This window comes from Gottfriedia sp. NPDC058432, assembly GCF_042721555.1.
GTDB lineage: Bacteria > Bacillota > Bacilli > Bacillales > Bacillaceae_G > Gottfriedia.
The window spans coordinates 65,684-91,674 of record NZ_JBHXLC010000019.1 but is presented as its reverse complement, the minus strand read 5'-3'; the positions used below and the strand labels follow the sequence as shown (position 1 = coordinate 91,674).

Annotated in this window: 28 protein-coding genes; 8 read left to right on the top strand and 20 right to left on the bottom strand. The window is 32.5% G+C overall.

What is annotated here, in order from left to right:
• Positions 1-136 precede the first annotated feature (136 nt).
• From ACFWM3_RS17800 to ACFWM3_RS17785, 4 genes are all read right to left on the bottom strand, one after another.
• Positions 137-547 (bottom strand): hypothetical protein, encoded by a 411-nt coding sequence (locus ACFWM3_RS17800; RefSeq protein ID WP_056465819.1) that lies wholly within the window; start codon positions 545-547, stop codon positions 137-139.
• Positions 548-728: 181 nt separating this feature from the next.
• Positions 729-938, bottom strand: a complete 210-nt coding sequence (locus ACFWM3_RS17795; protein WP_056465822.1) for a hypothetical protein — start codon at positions 936-938, stop codon at positions 729-731.
• A gap of 463 nt (positions 939-1,401) precedes the next feature.
• Positions 1,402-2,520: an RtcB family protein gene (locus ACFWM3_RS17790; protein ID WP_390312293.1), complete on the bottom strand. Its 1,119-nt coding sequence runs from the start codon at positions 2,518-2,520 to the stop codon at positions 1,402-1,404.
• Between the two features lie 238 nt (positions 2,521-2,758).
• Positions 2,759-3,313 (bottom strand): histidine phosphatase family protein, encoded by a 555-nt coding sequence (locus ACFWM3_RS17785; RefSeq protein ID WP_390312292.1) that lies wholly within the window; start codon positions 3,311-3,313, stop codon positions 2,759-2,761.
• Positions 3,314-3,507: 194 nt separating this feature from the next.
• On the opposite strand from ACFWM3_RS17785, the gene ACFWM3_RS17780 reads away from it, so the two are divergent.
• Complete coding sequence (locus tag ACFWM3_RS17780; protein ID WP_056465829.1) at positions 3,508-4,083, top strand: hypothetical protein; 576 nt, start codon at positions 3,508-3,510, stop codon at positions 4,081-4,083.
• A 105-nt stretch (positions 4,084-4,188) separates the two neighbouring features.
• On the opposite strand, the gene ACFWM3_RS17775 is transcribed toward ACFWM3_RS17780, so the two are convergent.
• Positions 4,189-4,887, bottom strand: a complete 699-nt coding sequence (locus tag ACFWM3_RS17775) for a Dph6-related ATP pyrophosphatase (protein ID WP_390312291.1) — start codon at positions 4,885-4,887, stop codon at positions 4,189-4,191.
• Between the two features lie 285 nt (positions 4,888-5,172).
• Here ACFWM3_RS17775 and ACFWM3_RS17770 point away from each other — a divergent pair, with 285 nt between their 5' ends.
• A complete protein-coding gene (locus ACFWM3_RS17770; protein ID WP_056465834.1) occupies positions 5,173-5,409 on the top strand; it encodes a hypothetical protein in 237 nt (78 codons plus the stop codon).
• Positions 5,410-5,537: 128 nt separating this feature from the next.
• On the opposite strand, the gene ACFWM3_RS17765 is transcribed toward ACFWM3_RS17770, so the two are convergent.
• Together ACFWM3_RS17765 and ACFWM3_RS17760 are read right to left on the bottom strand one after the other, a co-directional pair.
• Complete coding sequence (locus tag ACFWM3_RS17765; RefSeq protein WP_390312290.1) at positions 5,538-5,864, bottom strand: hypothetical protein; 327 nt, start codon at positions 5,862-5,864, stop codon at positions 5,538-5,540.
• A 147-nt stretch (positions 5,865-6,011) separates the two neighbouring features.
• Positions 6,012-6,485 (bottom strand): NUDIX hydrolase, encoded by a 474-nt coding sequence (locus ACFWM3_RS17760; RefSeq protein ID WP_390312288.1) that lies wholly within the window; start codon positions 6,483-6,485, stop codon positions 6,012-6,014.
• 158 nt (positions 6,486-6,643) lie between these two features.
• On the opposite strand from ACFWM3_RS17760, the gene ACFWM3_RS17755 reads away from it, so the two are divergent.
• The 4 genes from ACFWM3_RS17755 (at position 6,644) to ACFWM3_RS17740 (ending at position 8,923) form a co-directional block, all read left to right on the top strand.
• Positions 6,644-6,772 (top strand): cytochrome c oxidase subunit 2A, encoded by a 129-nt coding sequence (locus tag ACFWM3_RS17755; protein ID WP_390312287.1) that lies wholly within the window; start codon positions 6,644-6,646, stop codon positions 6,770-6,772.
• A gap of 14 nt (positions 6,773-6,786) precedes the next feature.
• Positions 6,787-7,032 carry a cupredoxin domain-containing protein gene (locus tag ACFWM3_RS17750; protein WP_390312286.1) on the top strand — a complete coding sequence of 82 codons (246 nt, stop codon included), beginning with the start codon at positions 6,787-6,789 and terminating at the stop codon, positions 7,030-7,032.
• 92 nt (positions 7,033-7,124) lie between these two features.
• Positions 7,125-7,259, top strand: coding sequence for a cupredoxin domain-containing protein (locus ACFWM3_RS17745; protein ID WP_390312285.1), 135 nt, complete (start codon positions 7,125-7,127; stop codon positions 7,257-7,259).
• An 8-nt stretch (positions 7,260-7,267) separates the two neighbouring features.
• Positions 7,268-8,923: a b(o/a)3-type cytochrome-c oxidase subunit 1 gene (locus ACFWM3_RS17740; RefSeq protein WP_390312296.1), complete on the top strand. Its 1,656-nt coding sequence runs from the start codon at positions 7,268-7,270 to the stop codon at positions 8,921-8,923.
• A gap of 183 nt (positions 8,924-9,106) precedes the next feature.
• Here the strand turns inward: ACFWM3_RS17740 and ACFWM3_RS17735 are convergent, their stop codons facing one another.
• From ACFWM3_RS17735 to ACFWM3_RS17695, 9 genes are all read right to left on the bottom strand, one after another.
• On the bottom strand, positions 9,107-9,922 hold the full coding sequence (locus tag ACFWM3_RS17735; protein WP_390312284.1) for a formate/nitrite transporter family protein: 816 nt from the start codon (positions 9,920-9,922) through the stop codon (positions 9,107-9,109).
• A 16-nt stretch (positions 9,923-9,938) separates the two neighbouring features.
• Positions 9,939-10,655, bottom strand: coding sequence for a sirohydrochlorin chelatase (locus ACFWM3_RS17730; RefSeq protein ID WP_390312283.1), 717 nt, complete (start codon positions 10,653-10,655; stop codon positions 9,939-9,941).
• 4 nt (positions 10,656-10,659) lie between these two features.
• Entirely contained in the window at positions 10,660-12,084 is a 1,425-nt protein-coding gene (cobA, locus tag ACFWM3_RS17725) for a uroporphyrinogen-III C-methyltransferase (RefSeq protein ID WP_390312282.1), read from the bottom strand.
• Between the two features lie 3 nt (positions 12,085-12,087).
• Positions 12,088-12,405 (bottom strand): nitrite reductase small subunit NirD, encoded by a 318-nt coding sequence (gene nirD / locus ACFWM3_RS17720; RefSeq protein WP_390312281.1) that lies wholly within the window; start codon positions 12,403-12,405, stop codon positions 12,088-12,090.
• Positions 12,406-12,430: 25 nt separating this feature from the next.
• The gene (gene nirB, locus ACFWM3_RS17715; protein WP_390312280.1) at positions 12,431-14,830 is read right to left on the bottom strand and encodes a nitrite reductase large subunit NirB; all 2,400 of its coding nucleotides are present in this window, start codon (positions 14,828-14,830) and stop codon (positions 12,431-12,433) included.
• A 221-nt stretch (positions 14,831-15,051) separates the two neighbouring features.
• Positions 15,052-15,441 carry an iron chaperone gene (locus tag ACFWM3_RS17710; protein WP_390312279.1) on the bottom strand — a complete coding sequence of 130 codons (390 nt, stop codon included), beginning with the start codon at positions 15,439-15,441 and terminating at the stop codon, positions 15,052-15,054.
• A gap of 18 nt (positions 15,442-15,459) precedes the next feature.
• Positions 15,460-16,698, bottom strand: a complete 1,239-nt coding sequence (locus ACFWM3_RS17705; RefSeq protein WP_390312278.1) for an MFS transporter — start codon at positions 16,696-16,698, stop codon at positions 15,460-15,462.
• Between the two features lie 306 nt (positions 16,699-17,004).
• Positions 17,005-18,627, bottom strand: coding sequence for a flavin-containing monooxygenase (locus tag ACFWM3_RS17700; protein ID WP_390312277.1), 1,623 nt, complete (start codon positions 18,625-18,627; stop codon positions 17,005-17,007).
• A 53-nt stretch (positions 18,628-18,680) separates the two neighbouring features.
• Positions 18,681-19,631, bottom strand: coding sequence for an alpha/beta hydrolase (locus tag ACFWM3_RS17695; protein ID WP_390312276.1), 951 nt, complete (start codon positions 19,629-19,631; stop codon positions 18,681-18,683).
• Positions 19,632-19,774: 143 nt separating this feature from the next.
• On the opposite strand from ACFWM3_RS17695, the gene ACFWM3_RS17690 reads away from it, so the two are divergent.
• On the top strand, positions 19,775-20,473 hold the full coding sequence (locus ACFWM3_RS17690; protein WP_390312275.1) for a helix-turn-helix transcriptional regulator: 699 nt from the start codon (positions 19,775-19,777) through the stop codon (positions 20,471-20,473).
• A 589-nt stretch (positions 20,474-21,062) separates the two neighbouring features.
• Here ACFWM3_RS17690 and ACFWM3_RS17685 read toward each other — a convergent pair.
• A complete protein-coding gene (locus ACFWM3_RS17685; RefSeq protein ID WP_390312274.1) occupies positions 21,063-21,740 on the bottom strand; it encodes a response regulator transcription factor in 678 nt (225 codons plus the stop codon).
• A gap of 230 nt (positions 21,741-21,970) precedes the next feature.
• On the opposite strand from ACFWM3_RS17685, the gene ACFWM3_RS17680 reads away from it, so the two are divergent.
• Positions 21,971-22,867: a LysR family transcriptional regulator gene (locus ACFWM3_RS17680; RefSeq protein ID WP_056465851.1), complete on the top strand. Its 897-nt coding sequence runs from the start codon at positions 21,971-21,973 to the stop codon at positions 22,865-22,867.
• A gap of 57 nt (positions 22,868-22,924) precedes the next feature.
• On the opposite strand, the gene ACFWM3_RS17675 is transcribed toward ACFWM3_RS17680, so the two are convergent.
• From ACFWM3_RS17675 to ACFWM3_RS17665, 3 genes are all read right to left on the bottom strand, one after another.
• A complete protein-coding gene (locus tag ACFWM3_RS17675; RefSeq protein ID WP_390312273.1) occupies positions 22,925-23,353 on the bottom strand; it encodes a protein-tyrosine phosphatase family protein in 429 nt (142 codons plus the stop codon).
• 32 nt (positions 23,354-23,385) lie between these two features.
• Complete coding sequence (locus ACFWM3_RS17670) at positions 23,386-24,132, bottom strand: MBL fold metallo-hydrolase (RefSeq protein WP_390312272.1); 747 nt, start codon at positions 24,130-24,132, stop codon at positions 23,386-23,388.
• Between the two features lie 304 nt (positions 24,133-24,436).
• Positions 24,437-25,987, bottom strand: coding sequence for an acyl-CoA carboxylase subunit beta (locus tag ACFWM3_RS17665; RefSeq protein WP_390312271.1), 1,551 nt, complete (start codon positions 25,985-25,987; stop codon positions 24,437-24,439).
• Positions 25,988-25,991 lie beyond the last annotated feature (4 nt).

The following is a 25,991-nucleotide window of genomic DNA, read 5'->3' as shown; positions in this document are numbered from 1 at the left end:
ATATTATATATAATTATTTTAAGTATTTCCATAAAAAAACTTAAAAAACTTAATTTAATTACGTTATATAAGTTTTCCGGGGTTATATGTACATAAAAAAAAGACGGTAATGAAACTTACCGTCTTTAAAAACTAATTATAAAAATTTAATTTGGTGGAATAGATGATTTTTGCCATTCCATTCGATGATAAATTCTTCAATCCCTAAAACTGCAGTTTCTGGTTTTGACACTTGATGATCAATCCATTTCTTAAGTTTAGGTAATACATCATTATGAAATTGAGATTTCGCCTTCTCTGGATAAATAGTTTGTGAGATTGGATAGAAATAAATTCTAATATCCTTATCTCTATTACAAGTAACCGATGCAACAACAGTACCGCTGATTTGTGGCGGTCTTGCACAACGATTATCAAATTCGAATTTTCTTGTCAGGCCAAATATAACACTGGCCTCATCTTTACTAGGAAGATTTAACTTTATTTGTTTTCTATTTGCAGCATACGTTTCAATTTTATTGAGATTTCTAAAAAAAACGATCTTCAATTTCGCACCTCCTAATAATGGTCGAAACAATATAATTTCTACTTCATTTAATTTATGCCCCTACTAATAATCATATTGACCTACTTTGAAATAATCACAATAAAAAAAATCGACAAAAATGTCGATTATGATAAAAGCTATTAAACTATTTGAGTTATGATTGCATTTAGTCATAAAAAAATTAATTAATATAGTATACTAGTCCTCCGATACAAATAAAAAAAATACCAATAACTCCTGACCATAATGAGAATAGATCCTTATTTAAGTGTCCTAACTTAAAAAAATCATCTTTCACAACTCTTTGTTGTTCTGGAGTTTGAAATGCACCTATGAGTATTCCAGAAATGAATATAAAAATTGCACCAATAATAAAACAAATTTTCACCAAATTTATTCAACTCTCCTTTAAGAGTTATATTCTAAGGAGAATTAGTAAATCCCTTTATTATTTGATCCACTTATATAATCGAGTTAACGATTAAACTCCAAAGAAAATTTCCAACTAACAACGATATTCCGATATATAGAACAAAAATGAGAAGTACTACTAAGAACCTTTTAAACTTATTCAACATAGTATTCCCCCCATTATGTAATAAGATTAGGTGTCAATATAAGACAATTAATATAATTGTATACTGAGAATGTGGAGAAAGAACTTAAGTGGTTAATTTTTCCTTTTCAATTACTATAGACGTCATATCTTTCTGTTAGCTAAGTGTCCTAATGTATTTTCTTTGTCAGATTGTTTTCTGATTTTGGGTGAAATTTACAATCAAATTGTTTAGAATTTGTTTTAGTATTAATTCGTATGTTTTGAAATCGTGAAATAACCTCTCTAAACAGAGAGGTTATTTGTCGGCTTTTAGATTGTAAACCGGTTTCATAAAGAAATCGATGTCAATTTGTTCAGTAATATTTTCTAATATTAATTTTGGTTTTTTATATACCATTGGTGATTCATCGATTGTATGTTTGTTGACTGAAGTTGTAAATACGCCTTTCATTGCTTTTTGATAAACATCTAAATCGACTTTATAAGCTGCGTCAGTTCGACTCATAATTCGTCCTGCTCCATGTGGTGCTGAATAATTGTAGTCTCCTGAACTTTTACCTTTTCCTACAACACATCCATATGCCATATTAAATGGGATGATTATCTCTTCACCTTCACTAGCTGAAATTGCGCCTTTTCTTAGAATATTGTTTTGAAGGTCGATATAATTATGTACCGATTCAATTTTTTTAATTGATTCAAAATCGAGTTTAAAATATTTTTCAATGATGATTTTAGCAATCATTTCTCTATTTAGCGAAGCGAAATGCTGAGCAATTGATAGATTTCTTAAATATGCATCTTTGTCTTCCTGTTTAGATAAATATTCGTATCCTTTATAATTTTCTCCGAATAATTGTTTCATATTTTCTTTAGCGACATTCATATGATGTTTTGCTATTTCAAATCCAAAATTTCTTGAACCCGTGTGGATTACAAGCCAAAAGTGGTTATTCTCATCTTTATCAATTTCAATAAAATGATTTCCCGAACCTAGCGTTGCAATACTGTTCATTACATACATGTAGTTAAGATTAAGTCTTTCAATCGCTTCAGCAATCTCTACCGGTTCGATTACTGGTTCCTCGTGAATATTTGAACCAATCGGGATATTTTTTCGGATGAACTTATCAAGTTTTTCACTCTTAACTGTTTTCATTCTCCCTAGATGGTATGCGCTGACTCCACATCCAATATCTACACCGACGATCGAAGGAATAATAAAGTCATTCAATGTCATCGTAAAACCTACCATGACGCCTCCACTAGATATATGGCAGTCTGGCATGACAACAATATTTGAATTTGCAAAGCATTCTGTATCCAAAATTGTTTTTAACTGTGTAATTACATTTGTATCAACATAATCAAGTAGTATTTTCCCATTATTGTGTTTTCCGTTAAATTCGATCATTTATGTCCTCACTTGTATTTTTCTAAAACAAATCTACTTTTTCATTCAGTCACGTCCAATAACCATTAAGTAGAAATAACTTATAAATATTATACCATCTCTTATTCTATGATTCTGCAATTTCTACCATATTCAAATACAACATGTATTAGAAGATAACAAAAAAAGAAATTTCGAAATTGAAATTCCTTTTAATTAGAAAATTCTTTTTTTCTATCTACGCGAATGGACTATTTCATTAACGCCATATTCTATTCACTTCAATTAATGACTCACCTTCAAAAGTTAATTTATAAATATCTGGCATCGCAAGCTCGTTCCAAAAATTAAAATCGTATTTTTCATCAAAAAAATTCATAATTAGTACCATCATATTGCCATGTGTACCAATAGCAATGTTTTTACCAGAATAATTTTTTAATAGATTATTTATTGCTTTTATTCCTCTTTTTTGAGCTGTATAATTTGATTCTCCACCATTCCATGATCGATTAAAGTCCATCCATACTTCTCTTATTGCATCATCAAAATTCACAACAGGCTCTTGTGATAGAAGTCGCTCTTTAAAATTTTCTTCAATCATTATTTCTAAATTTAATGATTTGGCGAACTCATCAACTGTTTGAATTGCACGTTTAAAAGGACTTGAAATAACGTAATCGATTTTTTCGTTTAATAGTAATTCTGTAACAATCTTTGTATCAGAAAATCCTCTATTAGATAATGGTCGGCCCAATTCATCAGGCGTATAAGTTGAATGCGCATGTCTTACTAAGTATAAGTTTGTTATCATTAGAGTGCTCCCTTTTTATCTATTATTCTATTAATAATTTTAATTGAACAGAAATATTCATATCTTCTCCTAGCAATAAAATATAACAATTATCTTTTATAGTTATCCGACTTAAAATATTTTTTATAGTATAGTTTTGAATAATTCAACTCAAACTAAATGAAAAATGATTATACAAGGTTTGGGGTAAATGGATGAAAAAAATTTGCATGACTACTTTATTAATTATTTTCATTTTTTTTAGCTCTTCACAGTTAGCGCTATCAGAAAAGTTGAATGAAGTTTCTGCAATACTTACAGTTCAAGTAGGTCCCACAGCAGACTCCTCAGGAGAATCTGGTCAACCTATTAAAGGTGCTAGGGTTATTGTAATCAATTCATTCGGTAAAGTTTTAGGTACTGAATTAACAGATTCAAAAGGAATTGCAAAAATAAATGTAATAGTAAACAAGAATCCTCTTTTTCCGAAAAAACAAATGGGTGAGGTTACGATTATTACTGTAGCAAACGGATATAATGAACAGATTGACTTTAGTGTACCAATCAATGAATTCAATGACCATACTGCTAAAGATTCGGTGTCACTGTTGATTGTGGATCCAAAAAGAAGAAATGAACCACGATTTATCAATGGTTCTTATCATCGGTTAACCGTATATGAAATGTTAGATGGTTATGCAAAGCAAGTCGGATTAACGAAACAAAATATTACGATGGATGCAGGGGCAGAGCCGCCTTGGGGACCAAATTTGAAAAAACAGCAAGATTGAACAATTCAAAGTGATTTACAGTTCGTTATAAAACCACAAAATAGACTGTTGCAAATTAACAGTTTATTTCAGGTATAACTCAACATTCTCGAATGTTATAAAACTTCATTCAAGAACTAAATCTGTATAACAGAATCTAGTTTCTCCTGTATAAACATCTGCAGTTAGCTTCTTTTCTCCAATACTAAACTGAATTGGCTGATTAAAAATAGGACCATCAAATACAAATGAATGGTATTCTCCATTCTCACCGCAAGGATCAACCTCTTTTGGAAGTTCGTTGATTAAATGATAATCTATTTCTTTACCAGAAAATTCTTCTGTTAATCTAGTTAAATCAACACAAGTAATAATCGTTTTATAGCCTAAGGAAATAAAGCGTTCAATCACATTTGTCGTACCTTCACCCCATAAAGGAAAAATTGCATTAATTCCTAATGGTTTAAGCATTTCCTCTCGATACTTTCGTACGTCTTCAAGAAATAAATCTCCAAATGCAATATATTCAATCCCTTGTTCCTTTAACTCTAAATTAACCTTTGTCATAATTTCTTGATATTTTTGATTAGAACAATTTTCTGGAATCCAAATTTTCTTTAATGGTAGACCGATTGAGTTTGCTTGTGCCTCCAATAATTCAACCCTAACCCCATGAATGCTTGTACGATTAAATCCTTCAGTTACTGATGCGATTAGTACCTCTACTTCATATTCATCTGAATGCAAAAGATCATGCAATGCCAAAGTTGAATCTTTACCACTAAAAGATACTGCTATTTTTTTCTTATTAATTGCGATTACCACCTTTTTTATATACTTTTCTAATAAAAATTTTAAGTCTCCTATTTGACATAGGTTCCATCATCTTCCATAAAAAATTATAGCATTTTTCAATTAATTAATATCATTTAAATAACATAAGGGCGGTAAAATGATTAATCTTCATAAATAGATAATAAATTTTTATAAAATAGCTAATAAATAACGAAGTGTGACTAACAGAAAAATAAAATTGACATACAACCATAAGGTGTTATAATTTAAATAACACCTTATGGTTGTATAAATACTATTTAGGAGGCAACAAGAATGGACAAGCAAGGTCAAGAAATGTTTTTAAATTTTATTTTACAAAGAGTTCAAGAAGGTAAAGAAGATGAAGCAAGGGAAATTCTTTTAGAAAACTTCAGAAAACAAGATGAAGGTACATTTTCATTAGAAGAAGTTCAACAATTTGTTCCTAAGATGATTTCTTTATTAAAGCCTGAGAAACTTGAAGAAGTTAAAGCAGTTGTAATGCAATTTTCTGGAAATTTTGGTAAATAACATGAAAAAAAACTCTGTCTATCAGAGTTTTTTACTTTATATTACATTTTTTAAAACTCCCTACCGAAATTCAACGCTCTATACGCTTCTAATAAATCGATTAGCATTTTCACCTTTGATCAATCTTTCTACTTCTCTAAATGTCTTTCAAAAATAAAAAATGAATATAGTCGATACATTATTGCGATCAGCGCTAAAATTAACAAATAGATCATCGAATGGTCATCAATAAAAAATGTCGCGATACAAATCGCAAATGCTAAAAATGATAAAAAGTTCCCAGAAAAACCATTAATAGGTTGATTGTTTAGAAAAAGTGTTTTAACACCCTTTAGATCTTTTGCGTAACAATCTTCATGATACGGAACGACTTGAAAAAACATCGTAGCAGTAACGAGATCTCCTCTAATCCTTATTTCCTTTAAACACCGATCGCAATAGACAGTTTTAGCCAATTAACACACCCCATTCTTTTTAATTCAACTTAATCATTCATTCTATTTTTTTTAATCAATTCCTAGTAAACTATGAAAATTTTTATATTTACTAACCGATCTAATTTGAATTCCCCCTTCTTGTTTTACTAGCAATTTGACATTCGATCATTCATACCCCAATTCCGGGTAAAATTTTGTTAAAAATTCATTTAAAATAACCTTGTGACTTTTAACAATATTATTTGGTAGTTCATTTGGATAAAAGAACTCAAATTTAATCGATTCCGAATCATTAACACTTAATTCCCCTTTATATTCTTTTGTATAATAAGCAACTGTAACAACAAAAAATTCATCTCCGTTTTCAGCTTTAACGAAGTTTTGTGGTCCTGAATAGACATTTATTAAGTTCAAGTGATCTACAATAAGTCCCGTTTCTTCAAAAACTTCTCTCTTGGCAACATCTTCAGTAGATTCCCCTAACTCCATCAGTCCCCCTGGTATTCCCCAATATCCATTTGGAAATTTCCTAAGTTGTAATAATAATCTACCGGATTGGTTAACGATGATTGTAACTGAGCCTACAAATATTAATGGTCTATGTCCAACAATTCCCCTTAAATCTTCAATATATCCCATTTTTACGCCCCCTCTTTATTACTATATTTTACCAGAAATCCTCTAATCTTGATTCCCTAATTGCTGTTTACTAATTTTCTTTTCATTTCTATAAATAGAAATTATTGGAAAAAAACAAACTAACTTTTAGTCTATATATTGAAATTGGAGGGATTAAATTGTCTTCAAAAAAAACTGAGCGAGAACAAGATCATGATTTAAATGGAACTTTCATCAGTGTCCTTATACTTGGAGTTTTCATTTTAATCTTATGGTTTAGCTTCTATGCTTTTTATTTACATCGCTAGTTAGGAGGTTGTTCATGCATCTACATAAATTTGAAAAAATATGGTTAACATTTGGAATGATTTCATTAATTGTTTTCCTAGTAATTATCGGAATTACAGCCTTTCGTTCACATCTTCAGCCAGCAGGCGGGATGAACACGGTAAATCCTCAAACCGTTGAAAAAACTGCTCCATTTAATCATCCAGGTGTGTACCAAAAAGATGATGGTACATACGAAGTCGTAATACTAGCAAAAACATTTGCTTATGCACCGAGGTAAATTAAAGGTACCAGTTGGTAAGAAGGTGCGATTTGTTTTGACTAGTACCGATGTGACACACAGTTTTTCAATAGTTAATAACAAATGTCAATATGATGGCTGTTCCAGGTCAAATTAATACGAAGGAGTATTCGTTTAAAAAGTCAGGAAATTATTTAATTTTATGTAATGAATATTGTGGAACGGGTCATTCATTTATGCAAACTACTATCGAGGCGGTGAAATAATGAATGAAATGATAGGAAGACCAGATCGTAAACTAGCATTAACACATATTGTAGTGGCATATCTTGCTTTATTAATCGGTACATTTACTGGGCTTATGCAGGTTTTTGTGCGAAATAATGCACTTGAACTTCCAAAGTGGCTTGATTACTATCAAATTCTTACAGCTCATGGAGTGCTGCTTGCGCTTGTTTTTACTACATATTTTATATTTGGTTTCTTAATTACAGGAATGAGTAAAACATTAGGTGATTTTGGTTCGAAAGTACAGATATTTAATTGGTTAGACTTTATTGTAATGACAATCGGAACAATACTTGCAGTGCTAGAAATATTATCAGGTCAAGCCTCTGTTTTATATACCTTCTATGCACCATTGCAGGCTAATGCTTGGTTCTATGTTGCCTTAGCACTTTTTATAGTTGGTACATGGATCAGTGGATTTGCATTAGTTGGACATTATGTTGCTTGGAAAAAGAATAATAAAGGTAAAATAAGTCCTCTAATCTCTTTTATGACTGTAGCAACAATCGTATTATGGGTTATTGCCAGTCTCGGTGTAGCTGCGACAGTTCTGTTTCAATTCATTCCGTGGTCATTTGGATGGGTTGACACAATCAATGTGGAATTAAGTCGATCGCTTTTTTGGTTTTTCGGTCACCCACTTGTTTATTTTTGGCTACTCCCTGCTTATATAGGCTGGTATGCAATTATGCCAAAAATAGTTGGTGGCGAAGTATTTAGTGACTCTCTTGCACGACTCGCTTTTATCTTATTTCTTTTGTTCTCTATACCAGTAGGATTTCATCATCAACTTCAAGAACCAGGTATTTCAACCTTTTGGAAATTCTTACAGACTGTATTAACATTTATGGTCATTATACCGTCTTTAATGACAGCTTTCTCTATGTTTGCTGTGTTTGAGATTTCTGGAAGAAAAAAAGGTGCGAAAGGTTTATTTGGTTGGATTTTTAAATTACCATGGACGGATGTTCGGTTCACATCACTTTTCATTGCCATGTTATTTTTCGCGCCAGGTGGTGCAGGTGGAATCATCAATGCAAGCTATCAATTAGATGAAATTGTTCATAATACACTTTGGATTGTTGGTCATTTCCATATTACAGTTGGTACTCCAGTTGCAATGACATTTTTCGGATTAACCTTTTGGCTAATTCCTTATTTAACAGGGAAAAAACTTACAAAAGCATTCCAAAAATTAGCGTTTATTCAGATTTTCACTTGGGCTATCGGGATGTTTTTAATGTCGACTACAATGCATATTCTCGGAATTTATGGTGCTCCTAGAAGGACTTCATATACAGATTATATGGGGCATCCTGCAGCAGCTAAGTGGTTTACTGGTTTATTCACAAATCATGTAACAGTTGCGGTTGGTGGATCAATTTTGTTTTTATCTGCTTTATTATTAATTTTTATTGTCCTACAAGCGTTATTCACTTTACCAACTGCGAATTCGAAAGAAGAAACAGTTGAATTCCCAGTTGCCGAAAGTAATACTGAAAACACACCTCGTATATTGGAAAACTGGTGGCTATGGATTGGCGTTTCCATTGTATTAATTGCAATTGCTTATACAATTCCTTTATCACATATGATGCATCAACATCATCCGACTGGCTCGGAAGGTTTCAAAACTTGGTAGGAGTGAATAAATTTGTTCATATTTACATTTTCATTAATTCTAGTATGTGTCATTGGTATCGTTATTCTTGTTGATTTAACAACAAAAGAGAAATAAAAAAGAGGTTCTCTCTTTATAAATTAAAAAGAAACAACCTAATGAGCTCAGGTTGTTTCTTTTTGTTTTTATTTTTTTCAAAGTAAATTAAGATGCAATTTTATTTTCATTAATTTTAACGTTTGAAAGTTTTTTATTTTTAGCTTCTGAACTAGAAACCCAGTAAGCTGCTCCAACAAATAAACTACCGCCAAGAATATTTCCAAGTGTAACCGGTACAAGATTTGAAATCATTCCAGCAAGGGTTACTGTTTCTGGGTGTTTAATAAGTAATGAGATTGATAATAATGTCATGTTTGCAACACTATGCTCAAATCCTGAAGTAATAAATGCAAACAAACACCAAAATACCATAATTAATTTTCCTGTTTCAGATTTCATTTTAAATGAACACCACAGTGCTAAACAAACAAGTATATTACAAAGAATTCCACGAACTAGTAATTCCATAAATGGTGCATTCATTTTTGCAGTAGCTGCATTATTAATAAAATCTGCTACGCCACCATTTGCCAGTCCTGAGTATGCAAATAATAACGCAACTAATACCGAGCCAAGAAAATTTCCTACATAGCTATAGCCCCATACTTTAAAAGTATCAAGCCAATTAACCTTTTTATCTAACATACCAATAGACATGATCATATTGTTTCCAGTAAATAAATCCGCTCCAGCCATTATGACTAAACTTAAGGCAATTCCGAAAGAAACACCCATAATAATTTTCGTACCCGCAAAACCAGTAGGTGCGAGTAGTCCACCGATCGTAAAGATTAATATTATTCCTAATCCTACAAAAAATCCTGCCATCATTGTAGGGACCATATATCTTGATTTACTTGCTTTGATTTGGTTTGTCTTCGAAATAGCTACATTCCCAATTGAATTTATAACTTCTTTCATATTGATCACCCTATATTTAGATTTTAACCTTTTCTTGAATACGTTCTATCAGAGCTTGACTCATGAGCTCATCAAATTGTAAATTCCCACAAAGATAAAATTTTTCATTTTCAATGGAAATTCGTCTCTTAATTTTTTCAAGAAGTAATCCTGTAAATAATAAATACGGCATAATATAAATACTTTCAAATTCTTTACTCATTTTACTAATCATATCTTCTAACCTAGGTTTACCCGCTGTTAAAAAAGCTGTGCGAACCGGAACTTTCATTTGAGCTTCTACTGCATTTCCAATTTGCTCGAGCATTTCAATCGGCTCGGGGTCACTGCTTCCGCGTCCGACTAATAAAATTGCCGAGTTACTAGTTCCGTACGCTGACTGGGCACGCTTTTCTACAAGTTGGATCATTTTTTCATGAATACCAAATGGCTCAGATGTCGTAACTTTCACATGTGCAAATCGTTTTAAAATAATATTCAATTCGTCCGGAATATCGCGTTTATAGTGTCCTGCTGCAAATAATAATACTGGCACTACTAATATATTCCTAGCACCTTCTAAAATTATTTTTTCCAAAGTTTGTTGAATAGTTGGTTCAACTAATTCTAAAAATGCATACTCTTGATTTTGAATAGGAATCTCTTTGATTACAGATTGAATAAAGTGAATAAATTGCTCATTACCTTCTTGTTTGCGACTTCCGTGTCCAATATATACTACAGCATCAAACATGATTTCACTTCCAATCACCAAGCATTAATTCCTTTTGTAATTCTTCGTCAATTTTAGTAAATCCGCATTGTATTGCATATTCCTTAACCGATTCACCAATATAAGCAAATGGTAAATTCAATAAATGACTTTCATTCGTTTTCTTTAATTCTTTTATAAACCAATCAACTGATGATTGATTTGGAAAAATAATTGATTCCCATTTTGTTTCTTCAAGCATTCTTGGATTTATTACATCAAATCGTGAATCTGCAATATTTTCATGTGTGGCTATAAATTGTGAGCTTGATGGTAATTTCGTATCTTTGTCTACCGATCCTACAAATACTGAGTGGTTCTTATCGCCACTGTCCTTCTCAGCTAAAATTCCATACTTCTCAAGTTCCTTGCTTGTTTTCGGCGATATATACTCGATTTTATTAGGAAGTTTACGAACATCGAATTTTGATTGATACATTTTAGTAAAAAATAATTTCACACTTTCTGGCGAACAAAAGACGATTCTTTCTTTGCTTAGTGCATCCGCTACCTGATCATGTTGAATTGAAAGTTGAACTGATTTAAGCGTAGGAAATGCGTAAACTTCAGCACCGTTTTCTGATAAAAACGATTCTAATCCATTCTTTTCTACTGTTGCTGTTCCCTTAGCTAATAAAATTTTCCGACCGAAATACTTTTTCTTTTCAAACCAAGATATCTTTGAGCGTAATTTAACAACATCTCCAATAATTGTCATTGCAGGATTTGTAATTTCTTCTTTCTCAATAATTGATACGATTGAATCAATTGTTCCCTCAACAACTCTTTGTTTTCCAATTGTTCCCCACTGAATAACAGCTACAGGAGTATCCTTGGATTTACCATTCTTTATTAGGTGCGTACATATTTTAGGAAGATTACTTACCCCCATATAATAAGCAAGTGTGTCCCCTAACTGATCAGAACAATTCGATTCAATAAGATCTTCATTCTCCATACATTTATGGCCTGTTCTTAAGGTAAAACTTGTACTATATTCTCTATGTGTAACTGGGATTCCAGCATATGCTGCTGCAGCAATGCTAGAAGTAATTCCCGGAATAATTTCAAAAGGTATATCATGCTTTGAAGCTTCCTCTGCTTCTTCACCTACTCGTCCAAAAACGGAAGGGTCTCCGCCTTTTAATCGAACGACATATTTCCCATCTAGGGCAAATGTTACTAAAGTTTGATTAATCATTTCTTGACGCATAATATGTCTGTTAGGGAGCTTCCCACAGTAAATGAACTCACAATTTTCATTCGCTTCACGAAGTAGCCTTGGATTAGCAAGTCGATCATATAAAATGACTTCAGCTTCTCGAATACATTTCAATCCTTTTTCTGTTATTAATCCTAAATCCCCAGGTCCTGCACCTACAAATGAAATAAATCCTGATTTTTTTTTCATAAGTTACACCGTAATATAAACATAACCGTCGATTACTTCGGTTTTATATGTTTTTACAGTTCCATCATCTGGTTTTTGAACTTCACCAGTTATTAATGAAATTTTCCAGTCACGAAGGGGGCAGTACACATATTCACCTGAAACAATCCCTTCAGCAAGTGGTCCATTTGTCCCTGGACAAATACCTTCGATTGCTCGAACATCTTCATTTGATAAACGGAATAAAGCAATTGATTCCCCTTTTATCACTACTTCTTTTCCAATTTGAATTGGTAAAGAAGCTAAATCAATAATTTTTATCTTCTCTTGTGTAGTGATCATTTTTTTGCTCCTCTCATGTTTGCAATTACTTTCTAATAACCTCATATAGATCTAATTGATTAGTAAGCGCTTGGCCCCATGCTTCTTCATATGTTGATTTTGCTTGATCAAATTTCTCTACTAGTGCATTTTCTTGTTCTTTGTTTAACAATACTTCTTTAATGATTTCCACTCCGATTCGCTCTACCCAAGGAGCAGTACGTTCTCCGTAAACTCCTGTTTCGCGATAGTATTGAACATAAGCTTTTGCCATGTGAACGACTTCTTCTTCTGTAGTTACAGTAGTTAACAAATCACATTCTCTAACTTCTGTTCCACCATTACCGCCAAAGTAAAGCTGGAACCCATTTTCCACACAGATTACTCCAAAGTCCTTAGTAAGCACCTCGGCGCAATTTCGAGGACATCCTGTAACACCCATTTTCATCTTATGTGGCGTATCAACCATTTCGATAGCTTTTTCTAATTGGATACCTAATCCTAATGAATCTTGTGTTCCAAATCGGCAAAATCGATTACCGACGCATGATTTAACATTTCTAAGAGACTTAGAGTAAGCATATCCTGAACGCATTCCTAATTCTTCCCAAACTTTAGGTACCTCTTCTTTTTTAACACCATATAAACCAACACGGCTCGCACCTGTAACTTTTACTAAAGGTACGTTGAATTTATTTGCTACTTCACCAAGTTTAATTAATTCATCACCTGTCGTTACTCCCCCATACATTCGCGGTACGATTGAGAATGACCCATCTTTTTGAATATTTCCTTCCATTCTTTCATTAACGAAGCGTGATGATTTATCATCAAGATAATCATTTGGATACATCATTCTTAAATAATAATTTAGAGCTGGACGGCATTTTGAACATCCTTCTTCATTTTCAAACTCTAATACAATGCGAACCTTTCTAGGAGTTTGTAATCCTTTTTCTTTGATTTCATTTATAACTTCATCACGAGATAATGTTGTACATCCACACATACCAGGTTTTGCAGCATTAGGATCAAATGTAGCACCTAATGTAGCTGCTAAAATACTTTCAACCATTCCTTTACATTTTCCACATGATGCACCAGCCTTTGTGCAACTTTTCACATCTTCAAACGTAGTAAGTTCTTGTTCTAAAATTGATTGAACAATTGTACCTTTCGTGACCCCATTACATCCACAAACTGTATCATTTGCACTCATTGTAAGAACAAAATCTTCACCAGAGTCCTCACCTGATTTATGGAGAATAGAAGCACTTGTGTATTCTCTTATATTTGTTTCATTTTTCAACATGTTGAATAATCGATTTCCATCCGATGCGTCACCATATAAAACTACTCCAACAACTTTTTCATCTTTCACTATTACTTTTTTGTAAAGTCCAGCAAATTGGTCATTTACTATGATCGCCTGCATATCTTCTTCTTCATGGATAAATCCCCCAGAGAATAAATCACAACCAGATACTTTTAACTGAGTTGATAAAATGCTTCCTTTATATCCGTTTGTTAAATTACCAGTCATATGATCAGCAAGCACAATCCCTTGTTCATACAACGGTGCTACTAACCCATAAGTAGTTCCGTTATGCTCAGCACATTCACCCACTGCATAAATGGATGGTTCAGATGTTTGCATAAAATCGTTTACAACTATTGCACGGTTTGCATCGATTCCTGCTTCTTTTGCTAAAGAAATATTAGGTCTAATTCCTACTGCCATAACGACTAAATCACAATCTAATGAAGTTCCATCCGAAAAACTAATCCCTTCTACACGATTCGTTCCATTTATTGAAATCGTTTGTTTTTCCATTAAGAAGTTCATTCCTTGTGCTTCTAAATCTTTTTTTAGCATTTTCGCAGCAGTTTCATCTAATTGTTGTTCCATTAATGTAGGAAGTAAATGAACAACATAAACTTCCATTCCTCGATCAATTAAGCCTCTTGCTGCTTCTAAGCCTAATAGGCCTCCCCCAATTACTACTGCTTTTTTATATTTTTTTGCATAATCAATCATTAATTCAGTATCTTGAATTGTACGAAAACCGATTACACCTTGCAGATCATTTCCTGGAATAGGGAGTATAAAGGCACTAGATCCAGTAGCTAAAATAAGTTCATCATATAAAAGCGTTTTCCCTTTTTCTGTTTCAACTTTTTTTTCTGTTGTACATATTTTTGACACTTTTTCATTTGTGAGTAATGTAATTTGATTCTCTCTATACCAATTCCAATCATTAATATTGATTTCATCGAAGTTTGTTTTTCCTTGTAATACATTTGATAACATGATTCGGTTATAGTTTGGATAAGGTTCATCACCTATTATCGTAATTTCAAATAAATCTTTATTTCTTTTTAAAATCTCTTCTATACTTCGAACTCCTGCCATACCATTACCAATCATCAATAATTTTCTTTTCATCTTTTCTAGCCCCCAAGTATACTTTGTGAAATTGTTCACAAGTTTTACTAAAAAAAATCAACTTCATCATTTATTAATTGTTTTTCCTATCTAAATACAAGTTTAGTATAACGGATAAAGTAATGTTTTAACGAAAATTACATGTCAAAATTTTGAACAAAAGCTTCAGCCTTTTTTCCAAAAAACCTCCAAAGCTAAAAATAGCTTTAGAGGTCCCGAACTTATTTTTTCTTTTTTAATTTCTCTTCTGCTTTTTTAATATCCTCAACTTCTCTATACTTTACAATCTTTTTTATTAGATCAAATGGAAGTGGATCGTTTAACGGAAATTGTACAGATCCTTTAGCACCTTTATAAACTGATAATTCTTGTTTAAATGCTGCAATACCACTTGCTCCAGGGTAAAATCCAATATGATGTTTAAATGCAGCAAAATGTACTAAATTTTTATTAAGCGCAAATGTAGGCATTTGGTAACTAATTCTCTCTACAGCATTTGGCACAACTTCTTTTACAGTTTTTCTTAAGGCTTGTAACTTTTCCTGAACATCTGGCTGAAATTGTGAAATATATTCATCAATCGTTTCAAAGGTTTTTTTAGTATTTTCCATAAAATCTCCTTTAGCAAATTATCCTGCTTTTTCTGTTTTCTCTCCAGAAAGTGAATTAATTCTTCTAAGTGAAGGGAATAAATACATCCAAAGTCCTGCAACTAATATCGTTCCAAGTCCACCCACAAATACAGCTGGTACCGCACCAATTAATCCAGCCATCGTTCCAGATTCAAATTCCCCGAGCTGATTTGAAGTTCCAATAAATAGAGAATTTACAGCATTTACTCTGCCTCTCATATCATCCGGTGTCTGTAGCTGAACTAGCGAAGAACGTATTACTACGCTGACTACATCCGAGGCTCCGATGATAAATAATGCAATTAATGAGATGACTAAGTTTGTTGAGATTGCAAATAGCATAGTTGCCAGCCCAAAAATACCTAACGCTCCAAATAATATTGGACCATATGATCTTTTAAGTGGAAAATAAGCTAAAATTAAAGACATGATTAATGCTCCAACAGCTGGTGCAGTACGCATTAGCCCTAAGCCCCAAGCACCTGTATGTAAAATATCTTGCGCATAAATTGGTAAAAGTGCTGTAGCTCCTCCGAGTAAAACGGCAAATAAATCAAGTGATATCGTTCCTAAAATGATTGGGTGCTTATAGACAAATTCTAACCCCATAAGCATTGTACGTAAAGTTACTGGTTCTGATTTTCGAATAAATTGACTGTCTAATTTTATAAAAAATGTTAGGATTGATGAAAGTAATAAAGCAATTGCTGACGTTGCATATACGTATGCTGGTCCTACCGAAAATAATACACCACCAAGAGATGGCCCTAGTATTTGTGCTGTTTGACCTGCAGATGTACTCCAAGAAATGGCTTGCTGTAAAATAGACTTTGGCACAACTTGAGGTAATAATGCAGAAGAAGCAGGTCCTTCAAAAGTACGGCATGCACCGAGTATAAAAGCAGCAATTAATATTTCCTCTTTGCCAAGCCAATTAGCAAAATTACCATATAATAGAAGCCCTGCTATTATAGCTTCTACCATTTGGCATATGAGAACAATCTTCCGACGATCAACCCTGTCAGCAACTTGACCAACTACTAAAGTAAGTAAGACCATTGGAATAAATTGCGCCAAACCAACTAGCCCCAGACTAAACGCGTCATGTGTCAAATCATACATTTGCCATCCAATTGCCACCGATAGCATCTGAAATGAAGTCGAAGTAAACATACGAGAGACCCAAAAATTCGTAAATGAGGTCCCTTTAAAGATAGATTTTTTTGATGCAAACAAATTAAAACTCTCCCCTTTTTAACTCTAACAAATAGCAAATTGAATATTTATACTATTAATGAAATTTAAATACATATCATTATACTATTTTTACTCTGAATTTGTGGATTAATTCAACTTTCATTAAATGAATTTTAATACTTGGAGAGATCTGTTCTATTTACACTCCAACTAATTGTAAGTAAGTTATATTCATCTTTTCGCTGTTTTACTTACTCATGAACCACTTATGAAGTACTAAACTTTAAGCACATTGAAAAACACTTCTCTATAAAAAGAAGTGTTTTTCAATGTGTTGTATTCTAATTAATGAACTGCTGTTGAGGTTAATACAAAACCTTCATATCCATTTGTTGCTATTTCATCACATTTTTTACGATATGCTCCTACACCACCAAGGTAAATTTGAAATCCTCGTGGTTTTCCTTTAATATTTGCCCCGGTGTACCATGAATCTGTTTTTGTAAATAGCGTTGCTTCTGCAACTTCCCTACAATGCCTGCTCCATTCAATCTCTGCATCAACATTAGCTTCAATAATATCAATTTCTTTCGTACGTAAGAACTGAATACAATCAGCGATCCATTCTACGTGTTGCTCAATTGAAACTGGCATGTTGCTAAGTACTGAAGGACTTTCAGGCCCAGTAATCATAAACATATTAGGGAAACCTGCATTAGCAATTCCAAGATATGTTCTCGTTTGTGCTCCTCCGTCCCATTTTTCTTTCAAACTAATTCCATCTTTTCCTTTAATATCAATCTTCATTAATGGTCCAGTCATTCCATCATACCCAGTAGCAAATACAACCACATCTAATTCATATTCATTGTTGATTGTTTTCAACCCATTAGGTGTAATTGATTCAATTGAATCGTTCTTCACATCAACTAAAGATACGTTTCCACGATTATAGGTTTCGTAGTAATTTGTATCAATAATTGGACGTTTTGTCCCATAGTAATAGTATGGCATTAATTTTTTGGCAACTTCTGAATCATGTACAATTTCACTAATTTTTGATCTTATAAATTCAGCAACTGTCTCATTTGCTCTTTCATCAATTGTGAGATCAGTGAAAGCCCCAAAGAGTCCCAGTCCACCATTTTTCCAACTATCTTCATATATTTTGTTTCTTTCTATTAGATTGACCTCTAAAGCAGATTGTGTAGGTGGTACAACCGGTTGGCCGCCAGTCGATTCTCTCATTTGTTTTTTAATTTCTTTAAAGTTTGCTTTAGATTTTCGTATATATTCCGGGTCATAAAGATGGTTTCTTGCTGGTGCACTATATTGAGGTGTACGCTGGAATACAGTTAGAAGACCTGCCTGTTCTGCAATAACTGGAATAGCTTGTACCCCGCTCGAACCAGTTCCAATAATTCCAACACGTTTACCTTTAAAATCAACTACCTTATTTCTTGGCCAGTGACCCGTATGGTACCATTCACCTTTGAATGATTCGATTCCTTTGAAATTAGGTACATTTGCCGCTGATAAACACCCCACACCAGTAATAAAATATTTAGCCGTTACATTCGTATGATCATCTAAATTGATCGTCCATCTATTATTTTTCTCATCATAATGAGCTGATTGAACCCTTGTATTAAATTGAATATCTGAGCGCAAATCAAATTTATCTGCCACAAAATTTAAATATCTTAAAATTTCAGGTTGCTCTGGATACCTAGACGTCCAAGTCCATTCTTTATATAACTCTTCTGAAAAAGTATAATTATAGTAAACACTTTCTGAATCACATCTTGCGCCTGGATAACGATTCCAAAACCACGTTCCTCCTACACCTTCACCTGCTTCATATACACGAACTGAGAGTCCATCCTCTCGTAAGCGGTGAAGCATATATAGCCCCGAAAAACCAGCACCAATTACAATTGCATCAAAGTGTTGAATGTTAGTTTTCATTTGGTATCCTCCTTTTATAAATAGATTTATTTTTATTTTTTTCAGACTTAAATTTACCTTTTATTTAATACTGTTTGATCCACTTTATTTAAAAACTCATCAATTCGATTGATTGACTCTTCAATTCGCTCAGGAAACACTGCCATATTTGTAAAGTATCCATGAACTAGTCCTTGTTCACAATGCAGCTCTACATTTACTCCAGCCTCTTTTAAACGTTTACCATATTCAATTCCTTCATCTCGAAGTACATCATTTTCCGCTGTAATAATAAGAGCAGGGGGTAGGTTCGTTAAATCTTCAGCTACAAGTGGTGAAACATATTTATTTCTAGCATCTTCTTTGGAATTTATATAATGATTTCCAAACCAAATCATTAAATCTCGATCAAGTCCATAGCCTACTTGGAAATCTAAATAAGATTTTGAATCATAAGTTAATGCAGTAACAGGATAAACCAGCACTTGTGCGACAACTTTTGGTCCGTTTTGATCTTTGGCAGCTTGTGAAACTACCGCAGCAAGATTCCCTCCAGCACTATCACCGCCTACAACGATATTGGAAGCGTTTCCATTAAATTCTTTAGCATGTTCACTCACCCAATTTAATGCAGCAAACGAATCTTCAAATGGGATTGGAAACTTGTATTCCGGAGCAAGTCGATAATCTACTGAAACAACGATTCTTTTCGTACGGTTAGCAAGCATTCTACAACTTGCATCCGATGTTTCTAAATCACCAATAACCCAACCGCCACCATGGTAATACACAAATACTGGTAAAGGACCTTCACCTTTAGGAGTGTAAATTCTGATTTTAATTGTTTCACCTTGTCCCACTTGAATTAATTTATCTTCAACTTTCGCTAATGAAGCAAGTTCTACTTCAACTGGTGGAGCATCTGCAAACATTTCTCTTACAGCTTCCGGTTCCATTTTGTGAATTGCTGGCAATTGATTAAACATCTCCACATATGCTTTTGCTTTTGGATCTAAATTAGCCAATTTACATCTTCCTTTCAGATTGGATTTTAATTTACTTTCGAGATCCTATATCTCAAAAAGCCTATCTAAAGGATATAACTTTTAGTATAATTAGAATATTCCTAATTTTGAATATATAATATCCCTAAAAAGGAGATGATAACGTGGTATCTGACTATACCATTCAAGAACATATTCGAAAACTTGAAGTTAGTACAAGTCATGAAGAACATATGTACAATATTCTTGATATCTATATGAATCTTTTTCCCGTTCGAAATGCTTATTTATTTAGATATTCTCCTTTTGGATTTTTAGGTGAAGGCATTATTTTGATTTCATATGATGGATTATCACATATACGAGAAATAAGAGATGATATTCGTTCGCTCCCAATCATCTTTTCAGCAATTTGTGAGCGAAAAGCAAAGTTTTGTTCAGGAATTGAATACTTAAAACAAACGAGTAGTAAATATATCTTCCCTTCTAGTGTTAACTCTATGATTGTTGTGCCAATCTGTTTCGGTTCAGTAGTTGTTGGATATATTTGTTCAACGGAATTTAAAGATGATTTTATTAATATGGATGATAAACTACTCTCTTCATTTACATACTATGGTAAGTTAATTGGTAAATTTTTAGAAAATACAACTGGGGCTTATCATTCAATCATTTTAAGTAAAAGAGAATTAGAGGTAATGAAACGCATTGCTTGGGGAGAAAGCACAAAAGAGATGGCAGATTCCATGACTATTAGTGAACTTACAGTAAAACAATATGTGAAATCTGCTATTAAAAAACTTGGTGCTAACAATCGCTCTCATGCTGTTGGTGAATTAATTCGAAAAGGAATTATTTCTTAAATTTTGAAAGCGCTTTAAAAATAAAAAAAGCACTAATCCTTTTATGCAAGAGATTAGTGTCAGACTGTTGAAGTATAAAAGGTCTATAAGGAAAACAAAATTTAGGGGAATTGAATTGATGTTAAAATTCATTTTTTTATATTTAGTAACGATTTTAAATGTTAAAGTGTTTCAACAATTTTAATATACCAACAAACTATAGTAATTGTTTTTTCAAATTTTAGATATATCGTTTTAAATGATTAGTTTATTAGTTAATGTTCAATCCCAATTTACCTAAAAATTGATTATTAAACTGTTACACTAAGTAAAGGATACTTAATTAGTATTTTTTCCGTAAACTTTTATTGATGGATTAGTTGATTGGAATGGAGGGATGCTCGACTCCTATGGGATATGCGGGAAGGCTGAGACCCCGCAGGCGCGCCGAGGAGGCTCAGGTCTCGCCCCATGAAAAGCGAGAGTCCTGTAATGGAAATCAACAACACTCTACTTCTTTTACGAAAATTTGATAATTATAATTTACAAGATGGTTTTACAAAAGCGTGACACTAATCCTTTTATGTAAAAGAATAGTGTCATTTTTTTCTTAATCAAGCGAAATCCAATTATTTTTCATTGCAAAAATCACAGCGTTTAGTCTGTCAGGTACTTGTAATTTTTGGATTATATTTGAAACATGGTTTTTAACAGTTTTACTCGAAATAAATAATTCAGATCCTATTTGGATATTAGAATATCCTTGAGCTAGAAGTTGTAAAATTTCTATTTCTCTTTTTGTTAAAAGACTATTCATAGCCTCAGAATCTAGTTCTTTCTTTTTCTTTCCATTCTCAAGAAGTCGTGTATTTTCTTCAATAATTAAATTTGTTAATCGAGAATCTAAGAAAAATTGGCCATTTTGAACTTGTTTTACAATATAAAGTAAATATTCTTCATCAATGTCAGTTAAGCAAATTCCATTTACCCCAATTTCTAGTAAACTCTTTATTTCTTTATAATCTATATTATTTTTTATGATTACTATATTAATGTTCTTATCAATTAACTTTAAAAGCTGAGATTTTACTCCCATCTCTTCATTTTTCACATGACAAATAAAAAATGTTTCATTTAAATCACTTGTATTAATTTCATGGAAATCTATTTTTCTAGCATCTAGATTATGATGTATTAAAATTGTACATATACCAGATACGAAAAGAGTATTTTCAACAAAAATAAATGTTTTATTTTCGTGGTGATTAAACTCATTGTTAGTAAACATTTTTATTCCCAACTTTCAACAGTAATTAGACTCAATTACTGATATTTCATTACTTAATCCTAATTAATCCTATAAAATTAAATGGAATTAAGTAGTATTTTACATGGTTTACGGAAGAAATTATATTTCATATATGTTAAGCTATAGTTAAGTAATACTTAACAATGTAAAACACTTAAATATATTAAACTATTGATAGGATAAGTTAGTTTTTATATTAGGAGGATAAAATGAACTTTGAACAACTAGAATATGTTGTAAGTATCGCAAAAGAGAAGTCGATTTCAAGGGCAGCGAAAAAATTGCATATTTCTCCTTCTGGGGTTAGTCAAGCCATAACTCAACTTGAAAGAGAATTAGAAATAAATATATTTAATCGTTCTAGAGGCGGAATTACGTTAACTTTTGAGGGAGAGTTAGTATTATCTAGGTCAATTGATATTTTAAATAATTTAAAAGAATTAAAAGATCAACTTTCGACTTTTAAGGAAACTAGAGTAAAACATATGAAAATTGCATGTGCACCTACGTTCACTTTTACAATTCACGATGTTTTAAAAAAATACTCTGGGAAAAACAATGGCGCTACAATTGAATTAATTGAACAAGGTTCACCTCAGATCATTAACAATTTAACAAAAGAGGACTATGATTTAGCGTTAGTTGTTTCTTCAAAAGCGGAATTAGAAAAGGAAAATAATATTAATTTCGAATTTTTAAGTAAAGGAAATGTTTGTATTATCGTAGGTAAAAATTCTCCTTTATATGATTTAGATTTTGTTACAGCTGAAGAACTACTTTATCAAAAAGTTGTAATGTATAATTTTTCAAATAAACATTTTCTGCAATTAGTTAAAAAATTTAAAAATGAGATTGTTCTTAAATCAAATCGGACGATGACACTAATTGAAATTATTAAAGAAGGAAGCGTATTTACATTTGTGCATAATACAACTTTAAAATATTTTCCTGATGTATTAAATGGCGAATTAAAAGTAATTCCCATTAAAGAAACAGATTATGTTTATGAGGACTTTTGGGTGATCTCTCCAAATACTAAAGAAAATACAAGTGACAAAAATGAATTTATTAAGTGTGTAAGAGATCTTTTAAATGGTATTTCTTAATAAAAAACGCTAAATGATACAAAACAAACTTGTATAATTAGCGTTTTTTATTTTTATTTAAGCATTAGGAAAAATCTTTTTTAAAGATTCCTTCATATCAGGATTCGATTTAATTGTTGGACGTATTGATCTAGCCATTTTTTCAGCTTCTTCAATTGTTTCTGCTTTGTTTAGTGCAATTAATGCTCCTATTGCCACTGTACCTGCACGAGTATTCCCCCCACCACAATGGAAATACACTTTTTGATCATTTTGATAAGCTTCTACGACATGATCAATCGCTTTTTTAAGTGTTTCTGCTTGTTCTTCTTTATCATCAACAATCGGACTATGTACACGGTTAATTTGAGGGTCAACCTCATAATTTTTTACCCTTAAATCAAAAACAATATCTGCATTTTCGTTTTCCATCATGTCTTTAACGTCATCTGCCCCACCGAAAAAGACACGATCTTTTATTAATACTTGATAATTCTTGTTACTCATCTTTTTGCCTCCAAAACGTTTCTTTACTATTTTTATTGAATGATTTCACTTAATCTTTCTTTTACATTCCCCTCAAATAATCCACCATGATAACAGATTACTTTTTCAATATCGAATGATAATAAAGCCTCAAGTGATTTGATTGATTGTTCAATATCATAAGTGTACCCCGGGTTTGAAGGGTTTAATTGACCATTTTCAATCATTAGTGCATCTCCTGCAACTAATGTTTTCGACTCTTTATGATAAAAGCTTATATGTCCTGGTGTATGTCCAGCAGTGTCAATTACAGTAATACCACCACAAATTGCCAAATCATTTCCTGGTGTAACAATATGGTCAACTTTACCTTTTGGGGGATTTTCTAATCTGTTTTTAAATGCTTTTCGGAATTCATCTGTTGTATCTGCTGGCAATGCCGCTACAGCATTCGCAATTTTTTCTGGCGTAATTTTAATAAGTAACTTTTCACCTTGAATATAAGGTTTTTCTATTTCACTCGCATAGACTTCAATTTTATTAGTAGACTCTTCTACGATTACAGAAAGACTGCCAATATGATCAATATCTTGATGAGTAATCAGTATTTTATTAAGTTTTTCAAATGGTACTCCTACAGTTTCAAAGCAATTTTGAAATTCGTTTAATTGTCCTGGATAGCCTGTATCAATTAAAACCACATCTTCGTCATCCCAAATTAGCGTTGGATGAATTGTATTTGTCATTCCATTTGAATTCATCGTAATGTTTAACATTTGAATCTTACTACTACCAAGCATAAAATCACTCCCGAACTATATTGTGAATCATTTCCAAGTACTATCGTAACGATTAAAGCCCACAGAGTCAACACAAAAATATTTTATTATAACATAAAAATTTTTATTTGTCAATATATCAATTAATTTAATAAAATGTAATTTTTAACATTTTCTCACAAAAAAACTAGATATACTAATCTTGAAGTATATCTAGTCACTTTAGTTTTATTAAGGACATGTTAAATCTACCAAAATTTTCACAGTAGAGGTAGTTTAGTGAGGATTATTTCCATACCTAATATACTCCTCAATTCCCTAATCTTTAAAGCGGTATATTTCCATGTTTCTTGTTAGGTCTTGTTTCACTTTTTGTTCTTAACATTTCTAAGGATTGTTTTAAGACTTTACGTGTTTCTCGTGGATCAATAACATCATCGACCATACCATGAGAAGCTGCAACATATGGGTTTGCAAACATTTCTCTGTATTCTGAAATTTTTTCAGCACGAGTTGCAATTGGGTCGATACTTTGATTGATTTCTTTTGCAAAGATAATATTCGCTGCTCCTTCTGGTCCCATTACGGCGATTTCTGCATTTGGCCAAGCGTATACTACATCTGCACCAATTGCTTTTGAATTCATTGCTACGTATGCACCGCCATATGCTTTTCTTAAGATTACAGTAATTTTTGGAACTGTAGCTTCTGAATATGCATATAAAATTTTAGCTCCGTGACGGATAATTCCACCATGCTCCTGGTTTACTCCTGGGAAGAAACCTGTTACATCTTCAAATGTAATTAAAGGTATATTAAATGAATCACAGAAACGGATAAATCTTGATAGTTTATCAGATGAATTAATGTCAAGACCGCCTGCCATTACTTTTGGCTGATTTGCTATGATTCCTACGCTTTGTCCATCAATTCGACCAAAACCGATCACAATATTTTTTGCAAAGTTTGGTTGAACTTCCATGAAATCTCCAGAATCAAGTATTTGCTCAATGACTTTTCTTACATCGTAAACTTTCGTAGATTCAATTGGAACTAAGTCAATTAACTCTTCTCTCCAATCATCATTTTCAAAGAAAGGAACGCCTTCTGGTTTTTCATTATTATTTTGAGGTAAAAAGCTAATAAGTCTACGCACCTGCTCTAAAATTTCAGGTTCTGATTCTTCAGTGAAATGTGCTACACCGCTAATCGAAGAATGAACTTTTGCTCCTCCTAGATTTTCTGAAGTAATTTTTTCACCAGTTATTGTCTCAATTACTTTTGGACCAGTAATAAACATTTGGCTCGTCTTCTCAACCATAAAAACAAAATCAGTAATTGCTGGTGAATAGACTGCTCCTCCTGCACACGGGCCCATAATGACAGAAATTTGTGGTATAACGCCTGAATAAATCGAATTGCGATAAAATACATGACCGTAACCGTCTAAAGAAACTACTCCTTCTTGTATTCTTGCACCGCCCGAATCATTTAACCCTATAATCGGAGCGCCAACTTTTGCTGCTAAGTCCATAACTTTCGCAATTTTTAAAGCGTGCATTTCACCTAATGCTCCACCAAAAACTGTAAAGTCTTGCGCAAATACATAAATTAGACGTCCATGTACTTTACCGTAACCAGTGACAACGCCTTCACCCGGACTATCCATTTTATCCATTCCAAAATTCGTAGCGCGATGTTTAATAAAGGGATTTAATTCGACAAAAGTATCTTCATCTAATAAAAGATTTATACGTTCTCTAGCAGTTAATTTTCCTCTATTATGCTGTAAATCTATTCGTTCGTCTCCACCGCCCAATTCAATTACTCTCTTTCGATCCATTAATTCATTAATTTTCTCATAAGCTGTTGTCATGACT